Here is an 18,251-nt window from a genome sequence, read left to right as displayed (position 1 = left end):
TCTTTCCGCCATTTTTTCTTTCTTTTTGTCATTGTTGAGCAGCCGTTCGGCAAGCGGAGTATCCACAAGGGACGGTGCGATGACGTTCACCCTTAATTTCGGGGCATATTCGGCGGCCAATGACTTGGCGAAGCCTTCAATTGCTCCCTTGGCAGCGGCTATACTGGTGTGGAAAGGCATCCCAACACCCACTGCGACGGTACTAAAAAAGACCATACTGGCACCGTCCGCCATTTTGGGCATGATTTCTTTAACGACTTTTACCATCCCAAAAAAATTGAGCTCCATATCCTCTTCAAAGGTATCCAGACTCATCATTTTAAAGGGTTTCAAATTGATATTCCCGGGACAATAGGCAAAGCCGTGCAGCTCATCGGGTAGGGAAGAAGTATCTAGTTCGTCGGTTGTAGCATCGAATTTGATATAATCGACGTTAAGGTTTTCGAGGGCATCATTCGTGCGGGAAGCGATATAAACATTATAGTCTTCCTCTAATTGCTTCGCCAATGAAAATCCGATTCCGTGCGATCCTCCGATTAATAGTATGTTCTTTTTCATGAAAAAAGTTTATGAGTTTGTAAAAAGTTTAGGAGTTTATGGGTTTAGAAGTTTAGTAAAAAGTTTCGAATTTTTGATTATGGCTATTTCAGAATGGATTATTTTCAATTTTAACAACTGCGACTGCGACTGCGACTACCTTCTTTATACTGATGTAAAATAAAGCTCTTTTACACTTCCTTCAATAGTACCAAAAAGTTCGATCAACTTTTGCTCCCGATGGGAGAATATTTGCTGCAATTGCTTTTTTACAAGGATGGGATGCGCCAATTGGCCTAAAACACCCATGGGGAGTTTGTAATCGATGATATCTTCCATCTCGGTTCCACCTTCGATTTCATTGAGAAAATGCTTGTGATGCCATAGCGCATACGGCCCAAAACGCTGCTCGTCAACAAAATAGTCTCCATCCTTTACATGCGTAATTTCCGTAACCCATTTGGTGGAATACATCGGAAAAGGGGATACTTTATAGGTTATAATCTGTCCTGGGAACATGGGCCTATCGCCTCCCGCTAAAATGTTGAACCCCATGTGTTCAGGGGTAATTACCTTCAGATTTTTCGGATCGGAAAGAAAATCCCAGGCCTTCGGTTTAGAAATGGGCAGGGATTGTTTGGAATGTAATCGATAGAGCTTCACAAGTCTGGTTTTAACAAATATAGCCGCATTTTTGTTTAACAAAAAATTATTGTGGTTAAACAAATAATAAAGGGAGTCCGATTGGATACCGATTTAAGATATCATTAACAGCTTCGATTCATGTTTATAGTAGCTTTGTGCAAACTAAAAATCAAATCAGATGAAAAAATTACTCGTATTGACTATGGTTGTTTTGGCCTCCGTTTCCTTGGAAGCCCAAATCAACACCCCGGCGCCCAGTCCGTTTTCAAAAGTGGAACAGAAGGTGGGCCTGACCGACGTAACCTTGGAATATTCCCGTCCCGCGATGCGCGGCCGTACTATTTTTGGGGATTTGGTACCCTATGACAAATTATGGCGCACCGGTGCCAATGAAAACACTAAAATCACCTTTGGCGACGATGTGACCATCGACGGTCAAGAGGTAAAGGCCGGTACGTATTCCGTTTTCACCAAACCGGGCAAAACGAGCTGGGAGATATTTTTATATACCGATACCGAAGGTGGGGTTCCCAAGGAATGGGACGCAAGTAAAATCGCCGCAAAAACAACATCGGAGGTGTATCCCTTACCGATGAAAATCGAAAGCTTTACGATGGGCTTCGATGATCTGGAATCGGGTTCCGCCATTTTGGGAATCATGTGGGAAAATGCCTATGTACCTTTAAAAATAGAGGTTCCCACCGAAAAAATGGTCTCCGAAAGTATCGAAACCACGATGGGAGGAAGTCCTAAAGCAGAAGATTATTACACTGCGGCCGTATATTACCTCGAATCGGACAAGGATGTCAAAAAGGCCCAGGATTGGATGGACAAGGCAATGGAAATGACCGATGAGCCCGCATTTTGGCAATTGCGTCAGCAGTCATTGATCCAAGCTAAGGCAGGTGACAAGAAAGCGGCCATCAAGACCGCTAAAAAATCTTTGGCCAAAGCCAAGGAAGCCGGTAACGATGACTACGTTAAGATGAATACGGATTCATTGAAAGAATGGGGGGCAAAGTAAAAGGTGTCCTTTTATAAAAGATTATAAAGAACAACTCAAGACGAGTTCATTATGAGCCCTAGCTTTTAAAAGCTGGGGTTTATTGTTTTAAGGCCCAAGTAGCTATTTCAAGTACATCCATTGCCACTAAATTTTCTGACTCAGGACCCTTTAGCTCGTTGGTATTGTTCTGATAAAGGGCCAATGCCAGTTCGCTCTTTAGATTTTTATCACCGGAAGTTTCTTTCAGTTTTGAAACAAAGCTGGATAATTCCCTTTCTTTCCCGGATTTTTTCATCGCCAATATACCGTACAAATGGTTCAGGGAATTGGAGTCGGGGTGATTTTGGGAATATTCAACAATTCCATTAAGAAGTACTTTGCTTTTTTCGGTTTCCCCGATTTCTTTCAGGGCCAAGGCCAAGAGATAATCCTGTGCCCTTTCATCGGGGTTATACGGTTTTCCCACACCGATATTTTCGGGCCATTTCTTAGACTTTTCCAATACTTGTATCGCCTTCTTAGAGTTCTTTTTTTGTATATATAATCTGGCAACGGCCATGTGTGCCCTTTCATAAATGTTGCGACTTTCGCTGGCATGTTCGTAAGGCAGCATCTGAATAGCTGCCAAAACGGATAACACTTCTTCGAACTGACCTGTGTTTAGCGAAGCTTTGGCATGGACCAAAGCAATATTGTAGTTTTTCGGGAATTTCGAAAAGGCTTTCTTCGATAGTCGGTAGGCTTTGGCATAATCAGTGTTTTTAAGGTGGAACTGAATGTTCTCTTCCCAAATCTTCCAGTCGTTGGGCTTCATTTCCAAGGCTTTTGTAAGGTCTTTCGATGCGCTTGCGGCATCATCATCCCCTGTCATCTTTGCCCGAAATCTATAGAAAATATCCGAATCAGGTTTATTGCCCAAAGTTTTTAGAAGGGACTTTCCCATTTCAATCTGACCCACGGCCAAGTAGTTTTGCGCCAGATAATAGTTTATTTTCCAGCTATCGGATTGTTGCGCGGCCCATTTTAAAACCGCAAGGGTTTCGCTTCGGTAGGGGGATACAAAGTCCACAGGATCATTTGCGACATCTTTCAGAAGCGTACTGCTTTTGGCGGCATTCTTCAACATGGAATTGCTTTTAATAGCTTTTGTTTCTCGCAGTAAAAAGGCTTTCCAAAGTCTATTTTTGGTGTCCTTATTTTCACCATCCAATAGGTGAAGGGCTTCTTCTTGCAATCCTAAATGCCGATAGTGTAGGGCAAGTCCCAAAAGGGTTTCCGACGGAAATTCATTGGTCAAGGCCAAGATGGGCTTTTGTCCGTTCATAAATCCTCTTTCCGTTTGTGCGAAATAATCCAAAGGAGCGATTTCGGAAATTGCGGTTATTTCTTCTTCGAATTTCTCCTTTTGTTTGTTCTTTCGGGCGGAGACGGCCAATACCTTTCTGGCATTTAGGTTGTACGTGTTGAAATTCAATGCCTTTTGGGCATATATTACAGCCCTTTTGTAGTTTTTCGAGGCCAAATAGAGTTCCGCCATTTGGGCATAGGCGACCGAGCGGTATTTGACATCCCTGGCCGCCCAGCCCAATGATTCTTGGGCGTTGATGGTATCATTTATCGCGCTGTAGGTGATGCCTGCCATATAATTGGCGCCCGAATCGTAGGTGTCCATCCGTAATACGGCATTGATATGCGATAGCGCACTTTCGTAATCTGCCTTTCGGTATTCCAATTCGGCCAATTTGATAAGGCCAGCACGATGCGAAGGATCCAGCTGCACCACTTCGGATAATTTTTTATGGGCCAGTTGGTACTCCCTAAACTCCAAGGCCTCCGTACCGTCTGCTAAAAGTTGTTCCGAGTCGGAAACTTTTAAGTCTGTATCGGGATAAAAGGGTCTTTTAATACGGTCGGCTTTCGGATTGTTGGTATAGGATAGTTCGGTGCCTTCCACAAAAACCTGTATGCTATCCGATGCCTTTACCGGAAGTAATTTTGAATAGATTCCCATCGGTTTCAAATCCAATTTTTCAGTGAGGGCTGTTTCCCCATTGAAGACAATTTTGATTTCGGAATCGAGATTTTGCAAGGCGTTCAGTCCGATTTTAAGCTGATTCCCATCCTTTTCAACATTTAGTACCCCTTCTTCGGAAGCATCTACCATGCCCCCGATCTCTTTGTAGGGAAACCAGATTTCGTGCCAGGTATCCATCATATAGGGGTCAAACCCGACTTGACTGATGGGGTTGATGGCACCGCCGGAATATTGGTCCAGCAACCTGCCCGCCTGAAATTCGATGTATTGCCCGTCGGAATCGGTCAGCAAATCTTCCCAAATACCCCCGGATCGCGATAAGGCCCAAAGCCATAATTTCTGGCCGGGCATTTCTTCATAAGGCGCCCATTGGCCGAAACCGAAGTTGCGGTCGTGGTAATAGCCGCCGAAAAAATCGTTGAATTCCCCGACGACATGATAGGATTTAGCAGGGCCGAAATCATTGTTTTTATACAGGGCCAGATTACGGCCCTGTTCGTCGATGGGCCAGGGATGAGCATCGCCGTTATGCTCTAGGTAGGTGTTGCCGGGAATAAAGAATTCAAGGTCATCAGTGGCCACCGCCGCGGCCGTCATCCAATTGTAATAGGCTTCCGTTAAGGGGGAAGCGTTGTACCAAGAGGCCTTGGTCTCGAAATAGGCCTTATCTTTTTCTAAACGGATCTCGACCGTCCAAGAGGTGTTCGATGGCAAATCGGTACTGCCCACTATACAGCTTACACTACCATCTGCATTGGTTCTTGTGATATAATCGACGGGCGTAGCAGTTGAAGGGTGATGGCCGATAATACCGAAATTGAACTCGATGCCGCCCGAGGTCCATGGTCCCCGCATGGCGATGTTACGGAATTTGATGACCTCGTTCTTGTACAAAAATTCTTCGCCCGTGCTTTTTTCGATGGCGCCCCAGACCTTACCCCCGATTTCGGGAAGCACCATTACTTTGATATACTCGTTTTCCAAGGTGACGACTTTCCAATCTTTTTTCTTGGAGGTATGTTCGTATTCCTCGAACTTAAAATACGGGAATATTTTTGGATTCTCCGCTAGGATGGGAACAGGATTTGGTTTTGCGAACCCGTAGGTGTCCAAGGATTGTATGTCTTCCTTTATGGTTACGGATTGTGCTTGGGTTGCCGAAGCAATTAGGAGGGCTAGTAAGAAGAATGAAAAGTAGCTTAGCGGTCGAATCATTTTGATTTTATTAGAAACTTGTAGAATAAATAGGGTTCAACATCAGCCTGCGCTTGTCGGTTGCAAGTAAAAAAGGGGGAGAACCCATGAACATAAATTTGTAACGAAATTTAATTACAAAGCTGCTATTTCACTTCATAGGTTTTCACTCCCTCATCGTTTATCGCAAAAAAGATAAATTCTTTACCATCTGCCCATTTTACCGAGGTGATATCCCTGACTTCGCCATCAATGTTGAGTCCGCTTTCTTGTGTGGTTACCGGTTCAAAACTGCCCTTGCCATCTCCTAGTAGGAGTAAACCCTTGTTAGCGTCATATCGGCCGTACTTTACCCGGGTGCCGAAGAAATTCCCCGCAAGAATCACATCTAAATTGCCATCCTTATTAAAATCTTGGACAAGAATGCAGTAAATTGGCGCAAACTGTGCAGAAACGGGTAGGGGCGTAACTTTAAATTGGTTGTTGCCCAAGTTTTCGATATAGCTGGTCTCAAAGTTTTTGGCTTCCAAAATCTGGGCATCGGACAGTTCTTCGGAGGTAAAGACATCCGTGATTTTTTGATCGGCGTAATCGGAATAATTCACGTATTTTCTTTTTAGACCACTGAGCTGGCTGAGTAGGTCATCCTTGGAGAATACGGGATAACTTTCGCCCATGATATAGGAAGTCAGGATCGGATCAAGCGAACCATTGCCGTCAAAATCTTTATAGTAGACTTGAACGGGTTCGTCCGGGGATGCTTTTAATTGGGAATTCAAGCCGAAATTACCAACGATATAATCCATATCGCCATCGGTATCAAAATCACCTTGCTCGATACTGTTCCACCAGCCTTGGGAATCCGTTAATCCGGAATCCGCTTTTAGTTCAACCAATTGACCGCCAGTATTTTCAAAAGCGCGGATGGCCATAAATTCCCCAACTAGCAGTAAGTCCGCTTTGCCGTCATCGTTAAAATCGGTCCAAATCGCGGCGGTGACCATGCCAGGGGATTCGAGATCTTTGCTTACCGATAGGGTGATATCCTTGAAATTTCCTTTCCCGTCGTTTTCAAGGATATAGCTTCTGGTTGACATCGGATATTGGCCAGGTATGCCCCTGCCGCCTACGAACAGATCTTGGTCGCCATCATTGTCAAAATCGTTGGCGTCTACGCATGAACCGTTAGCCGCCATCGGTGGGAGCGAAGTAGGGTTCTTTTTAAACCCTCCCTTTCCATTGTTCAAATACAAGCGGTCCTGTAGTTCCGGGGCATCAATTTCAAATTCGTTGCTTCCGCTGACCACGTAAAGGTCAAAATCGCCGTCATTGTCGGCATCGAAGAAGAGGGCATCCACGTCTTCCGATCCGGAATCGGCATCGAAATCTGTCCCTGTTGTATTGAATCCACCTTTTTTTGGTTGTATCAATAATTCACCGGGACTTCCTTTGGCCCCGCCAATAAAAATATCTTCCAGGCCATCCCCGTTCACGTCGCCTTTGGCCATTTTCGGACCTTGGGTCGAGAGTTTGTGGGGCAGTAATTGTTCCCGTTTAAAATCACCGTAGTTGCTCTCCAAATGGATAAAAGGAATCAGACTATCCTGTGAAACATCGGTAAAATACCTTTGGTCGGATGCTTCCACCTCATTCTGAACTTTTTTGTTTCTCCTTTTTTTGGATTCACTTTGTTTTAGCGCCAGCGTTTGATTCGCTTTGACAGTAGTAAGGGACTGTTTCCTAGAATCTGGCCATACCACGGTAAGACTATCGACCTGTTCGGCGTCACCCAGACCGAATACCAAGATGTAATCCACCGAAGACTGGTAGCCCCTGGTAGGTATCAGTTCCTGCACGAGCTTTTGTCCGCCGCTGTGAACGGTAACTTTGGATCCTATACCAAAGGTATTTTTACCGTCCCCTTTTAATTGTATTTTAAGATACTGGTTCTTGTTGAACTTTTCACTGTTGTTTCGGTATACAAAGGCTTCTTCCTCGATATTATTTACGACAAGGTCGAGATCGCCGTCGTTGTCCAAATCCGCATAAGCGGCTCCGTTGGAGAGCGATTTTTGGTCGAGGCCCCATTCGGAGTTTACCTTGGTAAAGGTCAAGTCCCCATTGTTATGATAAGTATAGTTTTCTTCAATAGTGGCGGGAATGTTTTTTAAAAGATCGGCAATTGCGGTCTGTTTCCCGGTCTTGTTCTCCTTTAACTTTTCTTGGACGGCGTAGTTCATGAAATCCATATTGGTGTAATCCCGTTTGTAGCCATTGGTGATAAAAACATCCTTAAAACCGTCATTGTCCAAATCCGCAAATAAGGAAGCCCAGCTCCAATCCGTATTGGAGATACCGGCGAGTTGCCCGATTTCGGAAAACGATTTGCCTTGATTGTTCAATTGTAGCATGTTACGCATGGTTTGGTTGTAAAATCCAGAGCTTACCAACCGCTGATACTTATCATAGTTATCCGGGCCGGATACCATTTTTTGGCGCTTATTGCCTTCGGGCAACATATCTAGGCTCATAATGTCGGTGTAGCCGTCATTGTTTATGTCGGCGATGTCCGAACCCATGGAAAATAGTGATGTATGGCCAATGAAATTTTCAAGACTTTCGGTAAATGTTCCATCTTGATTATTGATATACAGATAGTCTTGTTCGTTATAGTCGTTGGATACATACATATCCAACCAGCCATTGCCATCAATGTCGGAAATGGCCAGACCCAGTCCGAAACCTAGAACGTTCGATGTGAGTCCCGATGCTTCAGTTACATCTGTGAATTTCCCGTTATCGTTTTTATAGAGTTTGTCGGAATATGCCGAATTTTTTTTATCCTTCAAGGAGGCCGTAATTTGGCCGAACCCGGCATATTCTTGAGTGGAATGATTTAAGACGTAAAGGTCTAGGTCTCCATCCTTGTCATAGTCAAAAAAGGCGGCTTGTGTGGAATAACCGGAATCGTCGATACCATATTCGGCGGCTCTTTCCGTAAAAGTGACTTGTCCGGAATCTGCCGAAGTACCGTTGTTGATGAACAGCAAGTTCTTTCTTTTCGCGGGATTAGGTGCTGCCGAACGACAAACGTATATATCTAAAAGTCCGTCGGCATTGACATCGGCCATTGTGGTACCCGTATTCCAGAGACCTTCGGCAAAGACACCCGCTTCTTTCGCGATTTCCTCAAACTCAAAATCTCCCTTATTCATATAAAGGTGGCTGCCTACCATGTTGCCCGTAAAGTAAATATCGGGTAAACTATCGTTATTTAGGTCACCAATGGAAACTCCTCCACCATTGTATAGATAGCCATAGGTCAGTACGTTGAATTCTTCGGTCTCTTGAATACGGTTTTTAAAATCTATCCCCGTATTTTTCGAGGATAGCAGCGTGAATTGTTTGCTGTCATCTTCCTTTTGGCAGGAGTAGACTACGATGATCAGTAAGCACAGTTTTAAGATAGCACGCATGACATATTGAATGAGAGAACTGTAAGTCTAATAGTTTGTACTTCTATGTTACAAAAAAGACCGCTTAAAAGCGGTCTTTTTTATTTAAAATTTGAATCATCAGTTTTTTGCGTCCCACCAAAGTTTGGTAGTACCCAAATCTGGCCCTCCCAATAAATTGGCAACTGCCGCTTCTGTTGCAGCAGTATTGTCTGCATATTCCGTCGCTGTGTACGTCATTCTTCTTGGAATCTCGTCTGTTGCGATATTTGGGTTTATAGTGTTAAGTCGATTGTAAAGTGTAGGGTAGCCGGTTCTTCTGCGCTCGGCATATGCTTCTTCACTATCTGGCCACAGGGCAATCCATTTTTGGGTAATAATCTGTTCCAGACGTTCTTCTTGAGTGCCCCCCGCATTAAAAGCAACGGGTACGCTAGATACAGGTGGTGTAGTGCCGTCGTAAGATGATGGCGTCAAGGTGCTAGTCACGTAGTCTTCACCGGAGAGGTTGTTTCCGTCGTAACCAAGTTGTAAATGATTGGTAACAATACCTTGATTGTACAATTCTTCGGCGGTTCCGCCCATTGCCCAACCTCGAAGAGCACCTTCGGCCCTTAAGAAATAAGGCTCCGCTGCAGCCATTACCACCCATGCGGGACCTGGATCCCCCCCCAATGTATATGGAGCTGCCATGTTCGAAGCCAAACCATTGAAATTAGTCGTTGCCTTAGCTTCAGATGTTTGCCCGTTACGCATTCCTTCGTAAGGAAATTCAACACCAACAGGATCGTCCGTAGGGTCTGGAATAGCTGCAGGAGCAAAAAAGCTAGCCATTCGGGGATCTTGGTATCCTTTTAAGATACTCTCCATATCTGCACTCATTCGGAATTCTCCCCATTGGGTAATTGTGGTATAACTGTTCTGAAAATTTATATCAGTCTGAATCAGGGCATTATCGTCGTTAGATAGCATTACACCATCGGTCACCGCTTTTTCCGCATTACTTTGTGCTAGGGCTGGAGCAACATAAGACACGCGCATTGCCAGACGCAAGCGTAACGTATTGGCAAACTTCAACCAAGAGTCTATATCTCCACCAAAAATTACATCGTTGCTACCCAAAAACGAGCTTCCACCTGCATTGGCCTTAAGCACGGTCACGGCCTCTTCCAAAGAAGTAAAGAAATCGTTATAGATTGCTTCTTGTGAATCGTAAGGAACTTCTTTCTCCAAATTACCGAAACTGGAGTAGGGGATTGGCCCCCATAAGTCTGTAATTCTATGATAGGCATAGACCCGCCAAACTTTCATCATTGCATTTTCGACCGTAAAACCGAGCTCCTCGGCTGAGTCTTCGGAAAATTTAATGAGAGGCGCTGGTCGTTGATAGAAATAACTGTAGGCCCCGTTCAACCAACCTCCTACCAATTCGAATTGATCACTTCCAAAATTTGGTGCCGTTGTAGCAAAATAGTTGGCATAGACATCTGGAAAAAGGGAGTGTCCTAACTGGAAAGGCCCCCTCGCTTGATCAAAGGGCATGTAATTGGGCGTGTACAAGGCCCTTTTGACAAACAACGGATATTCAGCGGCCGTAACCGCATCTTCAGTAAAATTCTTGGGATCGGTGTTCAGCTCGGTAAAATCATCGGTACAACTTGTAACGAATGTTAGCAATAATATGCTAAAACACAGTTCTGTTATTCTATTTTTCATGTTTTTTCTTTTAAGATATTACAATTTTTTTAAAATCCAAAGTTGATTGAGACACCAACGCTACGCGAAGTCGGTAGGGCAAAAGCCTCACGCCCTTCGCTATCATTACTGACACTGTTAACGATTTCCGGATCGAAATTTTCCGCTTTGTTGGTAATAAAGAATAGGTTTCTTCCCACTAAAGAAAAATTGGCCGATGTCAAGAATGTGTTTGATAACATATTTTGTGGTAGGGAATAGCCCAATACCATTTCCCGTAATCGAATATTGGAGAGATCCCGAACAAATGCCTCACCGACAGGAGTATTTCTACCCCCTACACGGTTGTAGTAATCTTCTGCACTAACGGATATCGTATTTGGTGAGCCATCTTCCCTTACCGCTGTTTCACCGGAAAAAATATTTTCTCCAAAAACAAGACCTCCGTCGCGGCCTTCTCTCGTATAATCCAAAACTCCGTCCCTTGCAAGAATGGCTTCGGAAAAACTGGTTACACTACCACCTTGCCGAATATCGATTAGCGTACTAAAATTAAAGTTCTTGTACCGGAACGAGTTTCGGATACCACCCAACCAGTCGGGATTGAAGTTTGCTATCTTAACGGCATCGCGTCCAGGGGTAATTAGGGGAAGACCCAAATCGTCTACAATTACCCGACCTTGATCGTCACGCTCAAATCCTCTTGAATAGATGTCGCCGTATTCCCCCCCTACTTCCAGTACGTAATCACGGATAAAGTCGCTATTAACCGTTAATCGATCAAATCCTTCGGCTATTTCAAGCACCTCATTTTGATTGGTTGCAAAGTTCAAGTCCAAATCCCAAGAAAAGTTGTCAGTGTTGACTATGGTTGCGCCCAATACTACTTCTACCCCTCTGTTTTGGATATCACCACCATTTTGAAAAACGTTGGCGATACCTGAGGCTACCGGTGTTGGCGTACTAAAAATCTGATCAAAGGTATTGGCTTTATAGTAGGTAAAGTCGAAACGCAGTCGGTTATCGAAAAACCTTGAATCAAAGCCAAGTTCCAAAGACTGTGTACTTTCCGGTCTTAAGTCTGGATTGGGTTGGGTTGGGTTGATATCTAAAGTACCAAAACGTATATCCGCCCTTCGGGACAATCGAAAAGACCCAGTGTCGTTACCAACCTCGGCCCAGTTAGCGCGTAGCTTCAAAAAGCTTAAACCACTTCCGAAATCGACTAAATCGCTGATCACTGCCGTTAGACCTACCGAAGGGTAGAAATAAGACCGGTTATTTGCAGGTAAGGTAGAACTCCAATCGTTTCTTGCCGTCAAGTTGAGAAAAATGGCATTTTTATATGAAAATTCACCAAGACCATAAATTGACTGTACCTCGAACCTGTCAAGGAGTTCAGTTGCCAGTGGATTTTGGGTATTGCTAAGGGCAAAGAAATTCTCTATGGTAAAATTATTTCCTGAACCCGTCAACTCGTTACTTTTAAAAACTCTTTGATTGGCTCCTGCATTTAGGCCTATTTTAAAATCTTCCGACAGGTCTTTGTTGTAGGTGAGTAGCACATCAGTGTTCCAGTCGTACGAATTACTGGCTCTTTTGGTGTACTGTCCAAATTGTGCCACCGTATAGGTATCGTTATACCAAAACTGTTCTTCCGATCTGCTACTACGATCCATCGCCGAGCGAGCAAATATCGTTAGGTCATCTGTAATATCATATTTAAGGGAAAGCATTGCCAAAACCCTTTCATCCAATCTAGGTCTTGTGACATTATTAATGGTCCAATACGGATTTCCTCCTCCATTAAATTGAGGTAAGAAATAATGCTGTCTAAGTTTGCCCTCATCATTGATGAATTGATAATGCTCAAAATCTTCCGTACGGATGTTCCTTGGTATTGTATACAAATAACGAACTGGGTTGTCGAAACCTTCGCCTACGGAAAGTACATTTGAAAAATCGTCACGAATATAATTGAGTTTAGCATCTACCTCTAATTTTTCGGTGACATTCGAATTAATCCTAGCAGAAATACTATGTCTTTTCAAATCATTTCCTGGTACGATACCTCCCGCATCGGTGAAAGTATATCCTAAAAACACATTGGACTTTTCTGAGTTGATATTGACCCCTAAATTAGTCGCCAGCTCATGTCCCAGACGAAAAAAGTCTTTAACATTGTCGGGTTGGGCTTCATAGGCATACGTTCCACCAAAAGAGGGATAGTTGGGGTCATTGGACCAATGGGCCACTTGGCTACCATCAAAACGTGGGCCCCAAGAAGTTGTTGCTGTGGGAGAGTAGGTTCCTGCGGCACCTTGACCGTATTCATTCTGAAAGTCTAACAAATGTATTGCACTTGTTATTGTAGATGCGAAACCAAGTGTGGCGGAAACACCCTCCCGTGCTCCTTTGCCGGATTTAGTAGTGATGATAATGGCACCGTTCGCTGCCCTACTACCGTAAAGTGCTGCTGCGTTCGCACCTCTTAGTACGGAAATTTCCTGAATATCGTCAGGGCTAATATTATTTATATCACCATCGAGCAAGATCCCATCTACCACGTATAAGGGTTGACTGCTTCCACCAATAGATCTATTACCCCTCATGACTACCTTGACCGGGGAGCCGACACCCGAAGAAGATCTAGTTACCGAAACACCGGCAACTTTACCACTTAACCCTTCCAAAACGTTTACTGATCTGGCTTTTGTTAGTTCGTCGGTATCTACCTGCTGATTGGCATACGTAAGGGACTTTTCTTGTCGTTCCAAGCCCAATGCGGTAACTACAACTTCGTCTAATTGGCTGGCGTCTTCAACCAAAATCACATCAATTGTACTGGAGGCCCCGACGTTTATACTTTGGCTTTTTGTACCGATATAGGAGAATACCAGAATATCCGCTTCAGTAGCGTCGATGGCATAATTTCCATCAAAGTCGGTTTGGGTGCCATTGGTAGTACCTTGTACCAAAACGTTTACACCGGGTAAAGGCGTACCGTCAGCTGCGGCAGTCACCGTACCGGTTATCGTCTTTTCCTGGGCATAGCTGCCCAAGCATAAGAACAATGCCCCGATAAAAAAGAAATAGTTGAGTTTGCTGTTCATGTTGATGATGTTTAAGTGAGTTTTAGTTTTATTGGTGATTAATTAATAAGCAGTGAAATTAACAATTTTTTGGGATTGTGCAACGCTAATTTTTTAAAAGATTATGATTGCCAATAGCAGCCCCACTTTTCTTACGAATGTGTTAAGGAAATCATCTATAGTTTTTGTAATCATGTCATAATCTTGTTTAAAATCCGAATCCAATTTCCGTTGAAGATATTTTCCCTGTCCTTATCCGTGTATCCCCTTTTTTTAAGGATGACGTCAAATTTTTGGAGGTCGGCAATGGTATCCAAATCATGAGGCGTTTGTTCCAATCCGAAAAGTCCGTCCAGATCACTGCCAAAACCGACGTTATGGCTGTTGCCGGCCATTTGGCAGATGTGGTCGAAGTGATCTACCAGAAGTTCCATTCGGATGTCGCGTTCCTTGGGGTCGTCCTTGCCCAATTGAAAATCGAGGTAGAGCATCCAGGTATCCAAGGCACCTCCAATAATGCCTTTACGTTCAATAATACAGCGGATCTGGTCATCGGAAAATTGGCGTTCTCCCGGAACGATGCTCCTACAGTTCTGGTGACTAGCGACGACCGATCCCTGAAAAATATCCAAAGCTTCGAAAAAACCCTTATCCGTAAGATGGGTCAAATCTAGTTGAATGGGGAGTCGGTTCATCTCCCTCAACAATTCCTTTCCTATGGCTGTCAAACCGCTGCCGTCGGAATGTGTGCCGGCGGCATATCTGCCCGGACCGAAATGTGAGATTCCGATGGAACGGAGTCCCAGTTCATGATAGGTATGCAGGTAATCTAGATCGACAATGGAATCGGCCCCTTCTAAGGCCAGGATATAGCCGATCGCCTTTTTACTGTCGTCATCGGGGTTTTCTGTCCACAAGGCTATATGTTCCGCCAATCCCTTTTTTGTGGTAATCTGCACCATTTCGCCAATCGCCTCCATTTCGCGGTACCATGCCAGTTGGCATTGCGCATGCGCATAAGCCTGCCGGGGCGAGTGCCAGCCCTTCAACGCCATGGTGTGCAAAGGACTTCCGTTCTCGGAATAGCGGGAAATAAGCGTGGCGAGTACGAGGCCGACGTTGCCCTCACGAAGCTCGGGCAACGCCACGGTGCCTTGGCCACGGTCCTGATAATCTTTCCATCCCAAACGTTGTTCTTTTTCCCTGATTTCATTTACTGTTAGTGTTAGGTCGCGGTTCAGGGTCATGGCGTTGGTGGCCAAGTCTAAATGGCCGTCGACGATTAGAGACACTTTAACAGTATTTTTCAAGGACTTATAATTGAGTTGATTTTGAAGGAATATCGGCCAATTCATCGGCATACTTTGCGGAAAGTCGGTTCATGTCAAAGGCAAACCGCTCAAAGGTCTCCCCCCATTTTTTGGCCTCTTCCGGGGTATACTCATAAAAGCCTTTTCCGTTAAAAACGCCGTTGCCGTCCGCTTTGGCGATGTCGTCTATCAGTTTCGGAACGCTGGTCTGGTTGCTCAGCTCGGGAAAAAGGTCCATCATCACCGCATGGTAAGCTTTCAATCCCGTTAGATCCATATATCTGAAAAGTCCACAGAAACCCATCCATTGGCTCCCGTTCCTGCAGGCGTGGTCGACGTCGGCAATGGTCGCATGCCCCTGTTCTACCAAATGAAAGGCCTCCCGGTACATGGCATACATTATCCTATTTGCTATAAAGCCCCTGATATCCTTTCGTACCAAGGTGGGTTCCTTTCCCCACTGGGTTGCGATTTCATGTAGTTGTTCGCCAATTTCGATCGGACTCTTTTCACCACATATGATTTCCAAAAAGCCGGAGGTATAGGCAGGTACGGCCCAATGCATCCCAAAAAAACGTTCAGGAACCTTAAAGTGATCCTGTAGCATACTGATGGGCATGGCCGAGGTGTTCGAAGTAATGATCACATCGTCGGCAACATGGTGCTCTATTTTTTTAAAAACTTCTTTCTTGATATTTAGGTCTTCAAAAACAGATTCCATGACCAGCCAACACGATTGGAGATCGGCATAGTCTGAAGTAAAGGTGATGTTCGCCATCAGCACTTCCGGTGTTTCTAGGGTCAGGCCCTCGCGGAAACATTCTGCCAACGCATGCCTTATGCGGTTGGGTGCGGACTTGTCTAGATCGGAAACAATGGGTGCCACGGCAATTATCTTTTGACCTTTTAAAGCCAAAGCTGCCGCTATACTGGTACCCATCAGACCTAGACCGACGATACCAATGTTAGTGTTGTTGTTCATTTTGGTTTGATTTTCAACGGCCCATAGGTCATAGGTTTTGCTAGAAGAAGCTCAATCCTTGATTACTTCATAGGCAACGGCTGTATTACCATAAAAAGTGGGCACTACCAAAAGATTTTGTTCGGGCATATAAACGAGGTCGGCCGCATTGAGTTTGTCCGCCTTGGTATCCAAAAGCTTTTTTGTTTTACCGTTTGCCCATACATAATAAATCTCCCCGTTCCAGTTTGAGATAATAAAATCGTCGCCAATGGGGGCTATTCCGTCTCCGCCTTGCAGACCATCGGCAATCTTGCGCAAGGATTTTGTCTTTCTATCTATTTCGTAAAAAATGCCCGCATTCATATCGACCATGTAAAATCTATTTTGATGGACCAGGAGGCCGTTAGGTTTTTGAAAGAAGTCTTCTTCCAACCATTTACTGGCCTTATCGTTTTTGATTCTATAGATTTTTTTGTTGTCCGAATCGGATACATAAACTACTCCCTTTTCATCTACGGTAATATCGTTTAGCATACCTGCGCCCTCTACTTCGATCGTCTTGACCAACTTCCCCGTTTTGGTGTCGATTACCGCCACTTTTTTCAGATCGGCTACATATAATAAGCCTTTGGAGAGACCAAGGCCTTTCGGGGAATCCATTCCGCCGATCGCCCATTCCACTTCCAGCACTTTCCCGTCAAGCGAAATGCGCCCTATGGATCCATTACCATCCTTGCCCGCCTTGGGGTCGTTGATATTCGATACATAAATCACATTGGCCTTCGCATCGAAGAGCACCGATTCCGGTTCTTTTAAGGTGGTAGGTGTTTCCCATTTTTTTTCCAAACGTACGTCTGTTTGGCCCATAACCGGCGCATAAAATGCTGAGCAGATTATGCTTATGCAGAAAAGCCAACTATTTTTAGGAGTAAGATTCTTCATAATAATTTGATTCAGAAATGATAGTTAAAACCCGGAAAAAATTTATGAACTTGGGCGTGTCAACGAATATACGAAATGGGTGCAACATAAGCTGTTATATTATTGTGGCATATGCCATAGACAGGTGGAATCCATGCTGATCCCTATTACGAAGAGCGGGGGGCGTTTGCAATTGAAGTCATTAGTGGCTTGACATATACATGAAATAATCGTACCATGAAAACAGCAATACTATTGGCAGCCTTATTTTTGCAAGCAAATCAACCTCCCATGGAAATACAAAAGGACAAAAAATTGATCGTTACCGAAATCGAGCACAAGGGCGAGGCCAGTCTTAAAGAGGTTTCCACCTTATTGGAAGCGCAAACCGAACTGAACACCATTGGCGTATTGAATTGGGATGCGTTCCCCTACGTCCCCAAGGTCAATTTCAGGATTGCCCATAATAAAAACGACATTTGGTTGAAATTCTATGTGACCGAGTCAACTATTCTGGCCAAACGTACCGACACGAACTCGGCGGTCTCGAGGGATAGCTGCGTTGAATTCTTTTTTGATCCTTTAGGCGACGGCAATTATTACAATTTTGAGATCAACTGTATCGGAACCATCCATTTGGCCTATGGTCCCGGTCGCGGCAATAGGGTATATGTGGATCCCAAGGTGATACAGAAATATATCAAAGCCGAATCCACTTTGGGCAACCGGCCATTTGCCGAAAAAAAGGGCGGCCATACGTGGGAAATGACCCTCGTTATTCCCGCGGAAGTCATGACCCATAACAAGGGCATTACATTAAAAGGACTGGACGCCAAATCGAATTTTTACAAATGCGGCGACGAGACTTCCCAAAAACACTATTTGACCTGGAATCCGGTAGGGACGGAAAAGCCTGATTACCATAGGCCTGAATATTTCGGGAACTTGATTTTTGAATAAACTTTCCTTTTTTAGTGGTCTCAACTCCCCACCGGCGGATTCTTCAGCAACCGATCGAAGCCCTCAAAAGCAAACGCTATAAAAATAACCAGACCGGATCCGATAAAGTTGAGCCAGAGATACCCTAGTTTTTCCTCTCCTTCGGGATAGTTGAATATAAGGGTGTAGAAGAGCACGAAAATGATCAGCTGGGTCAAGATTGCGGCAAAAAATACGGCGTTTCCTTTTACGAATTTGAAAAATAGGGCCAATAGAAATATCCCGAGAACATTGCCATAAAATATAGACCCGATGATATTGACCAGTTGTATCAGGTTGTCGAAAAGATCGGCGATACTAGCAATGCCTATGGCGATCACCCCCCATACTAATGTAAAGCCTTTAGTGGCCATGACGTAGTGTCGCTCGGTGAAAATTCCCTTTTTGTTTCTTTTGTA

Annotated in this window: 11 protein-coding genes and 1 pseudogene; 2 read left to right on the top strand and 10 right to left on the bottom strand. The window is 44.4% G+C overall.

The features are described 5' to 3' along the window. Together ACEW8S_RS07370 and ACEW8S_RS07365 are read right to left on the bottom strand one after the other, a co-directional pair. Positions 1-558, bottom strand: a 558-nt coding sequence (locus ACEW8S_RS07370; RefSeq protein WP_373517520.1) for an SDR family NAD(P)-dependent oxidoreductase, incomplete at its 3' end; no start/stop codon positions are given. A gap of 144 nt (positions 559-702) precedes the next feature. Further along, positions 703-1,200: a cell division inhibitor gene (locus ACEW8S_RS07365; RefSeq protein ID WP_373517519.1), complete on the bottom strand. Its 498-nt coding sequence runs from the start codon at positions 1,198-1,200 to the stop codon at positions 703-705. Positions 1,201-1,360: 160 nt separating this feature from the next. Between ACEW8S_RS07365 and ACEW8S_RS07360 the strand changes: the two genes are divergently transcribed. Beyond that, positions 1,361-2,206, top strand: coding sequence for a DUF2911 domain-containing protein (locus ACEW8S_RS07360; RefSeq protein ID WP_373517518.1), 846 nt, complete (start codon positions 1,361-1,363; stop codon positions 2,204-2,206). 79 nt (positions 2,207-2,285) lie between these two features. Here the strand turns inward: ACEW8S_RS07360 and ACEW8S_RS07355 are convergent, their stop codons facing one another. The 7 genes from ACEW8S_RS07355 to ACEW8S_RS07325 form a co-directional block, all read right to left on the bottom strand. After that, positions 2,286-5,438 carry a DUF5107 domain-containing protein gene (locus ACEW8S_RS07355; protein WP_373517517.1) on the bottom strand — a complete coding sequence of 1,051 codons (3,153 nt, stop codon included), beginning with the start codon at positions 5,436-5,438 and terminating at the stop codon, positions 2,286-2,288. Between the two features lie 125 nt (positions 5,439-5,563). Next, the gene (locus ACEW8S_RS07350) at positions 5,564-8,893 is read right to left on the bottom strand and encodes a VCBS repeat-containing protein (RefSeq protein ID WP_373517516.1); all 3,330 of its coding nucleotides are present in this window, start codon (positions 8,891-8,893) and stop codon (positions 5,564-5,566) included. Positions 8,894-8,992: 99 nt separating this feature from the next. Further along, positions 8,993-10,549: a SusD/RagB family nutrient-binding outer membrane lipoprotein gene (locus ACEW8S_RS07345; RefSeq protein ID WP_373517515.1), complete on the bottom strand. Its 1,557-nt coding sequence runs from the start codon at positions 10,547-10,549 to the stop codon at positions 8,993-8,995. A gap of 68 nt (positions 10,550-10,617) precedes the next feature. Beyond that, positions 10,618-13,680, bottom strand: a complete 3,063-nt coding sequence (locus ACEW8S_RS07340) for a SusC/RagA family TonB-linked outer membrane protein (RefSeq protein ID WP_373517514.1) — start codon at positions 13,678-13,680, stop codon at positions 10,618-10,620. A 170-nt stretch (positions 13,681-13,850) separates the two neighbouring features. Then, positions 13,851-14,951, bottom strand: a complete 1,101-nt coding sequence (locus tag ACEW8S_RS07335) for a dipeptidase (protein WP_373517513.1) — start codon at positions 14,949-14,951, stop codon at positions 13,851-13,853. Between the two features lie 22 nt (positions 14,952-14,973). After that, positions 14,974-15,951, bottom strand: a complete 978-nt coding sequence (locus ACEW8S_RS07330) for a 3-hydroxyacyl-CoA dehydrogenase family protein (RefSeq protein ID WP_373517512.1) — start codon at positions 15,949-15,951, stop codon at positions 14,974-14,976. Positions 15,952-16,002: 51 nt separating this feature from the next. Then, a complete protein-coding gene (locus ACEW8S_RS07325; RefSeq protein ID WP_373517511.1) occupies positions 16,003-16,779 on the bottom strand; it encodes an SMP-30/gluconolactonase/LRE family protein in 777 nt (258 codons plus the stop codon). Between the two features lie 366 nt (positions 16,780-17,145). On the opposite strand from ACEW8S_RS07325, the gene ACEW8S_RS07320 reads away from it, so the two are divergent. Further along, on the top strand, positions 17,146-17,814 hold the full coding sequence (locus ACEW8S_RS07320; RefSeq protein ID WP_373517510.1) for a carbohydrate-binding family 9-like protein: 669 nt from the start codon (positions 17,146-17,148) through the stop codon (positions 17,812-17,814). Positions 17,815-17,834: 20 nt separating this feature from the next. Here the strand turns inward: ACEW8S_RS07320 and ACEW8S_RS07315 are convergent. Further along, positions 17,835-18,251 (bottom strand): annotated as a pseudogene (locus ACEW8S_RS07315) (sodium:solute symporter); the annotation flags it as partial.

It is taken from the genome of Pricia sp. (genome assembly GCF_041745955.1).
In the GTDB taxonomy this organism is placed as follows: domain Bacteria; phylum Bacteroidota; class Bacteroidia; order Flavobacteriales; family Flavobacteriaceae; genus Pricia.
This window is presented reverse-complemented; position numbering and strand designations above follow the sequence as displayed.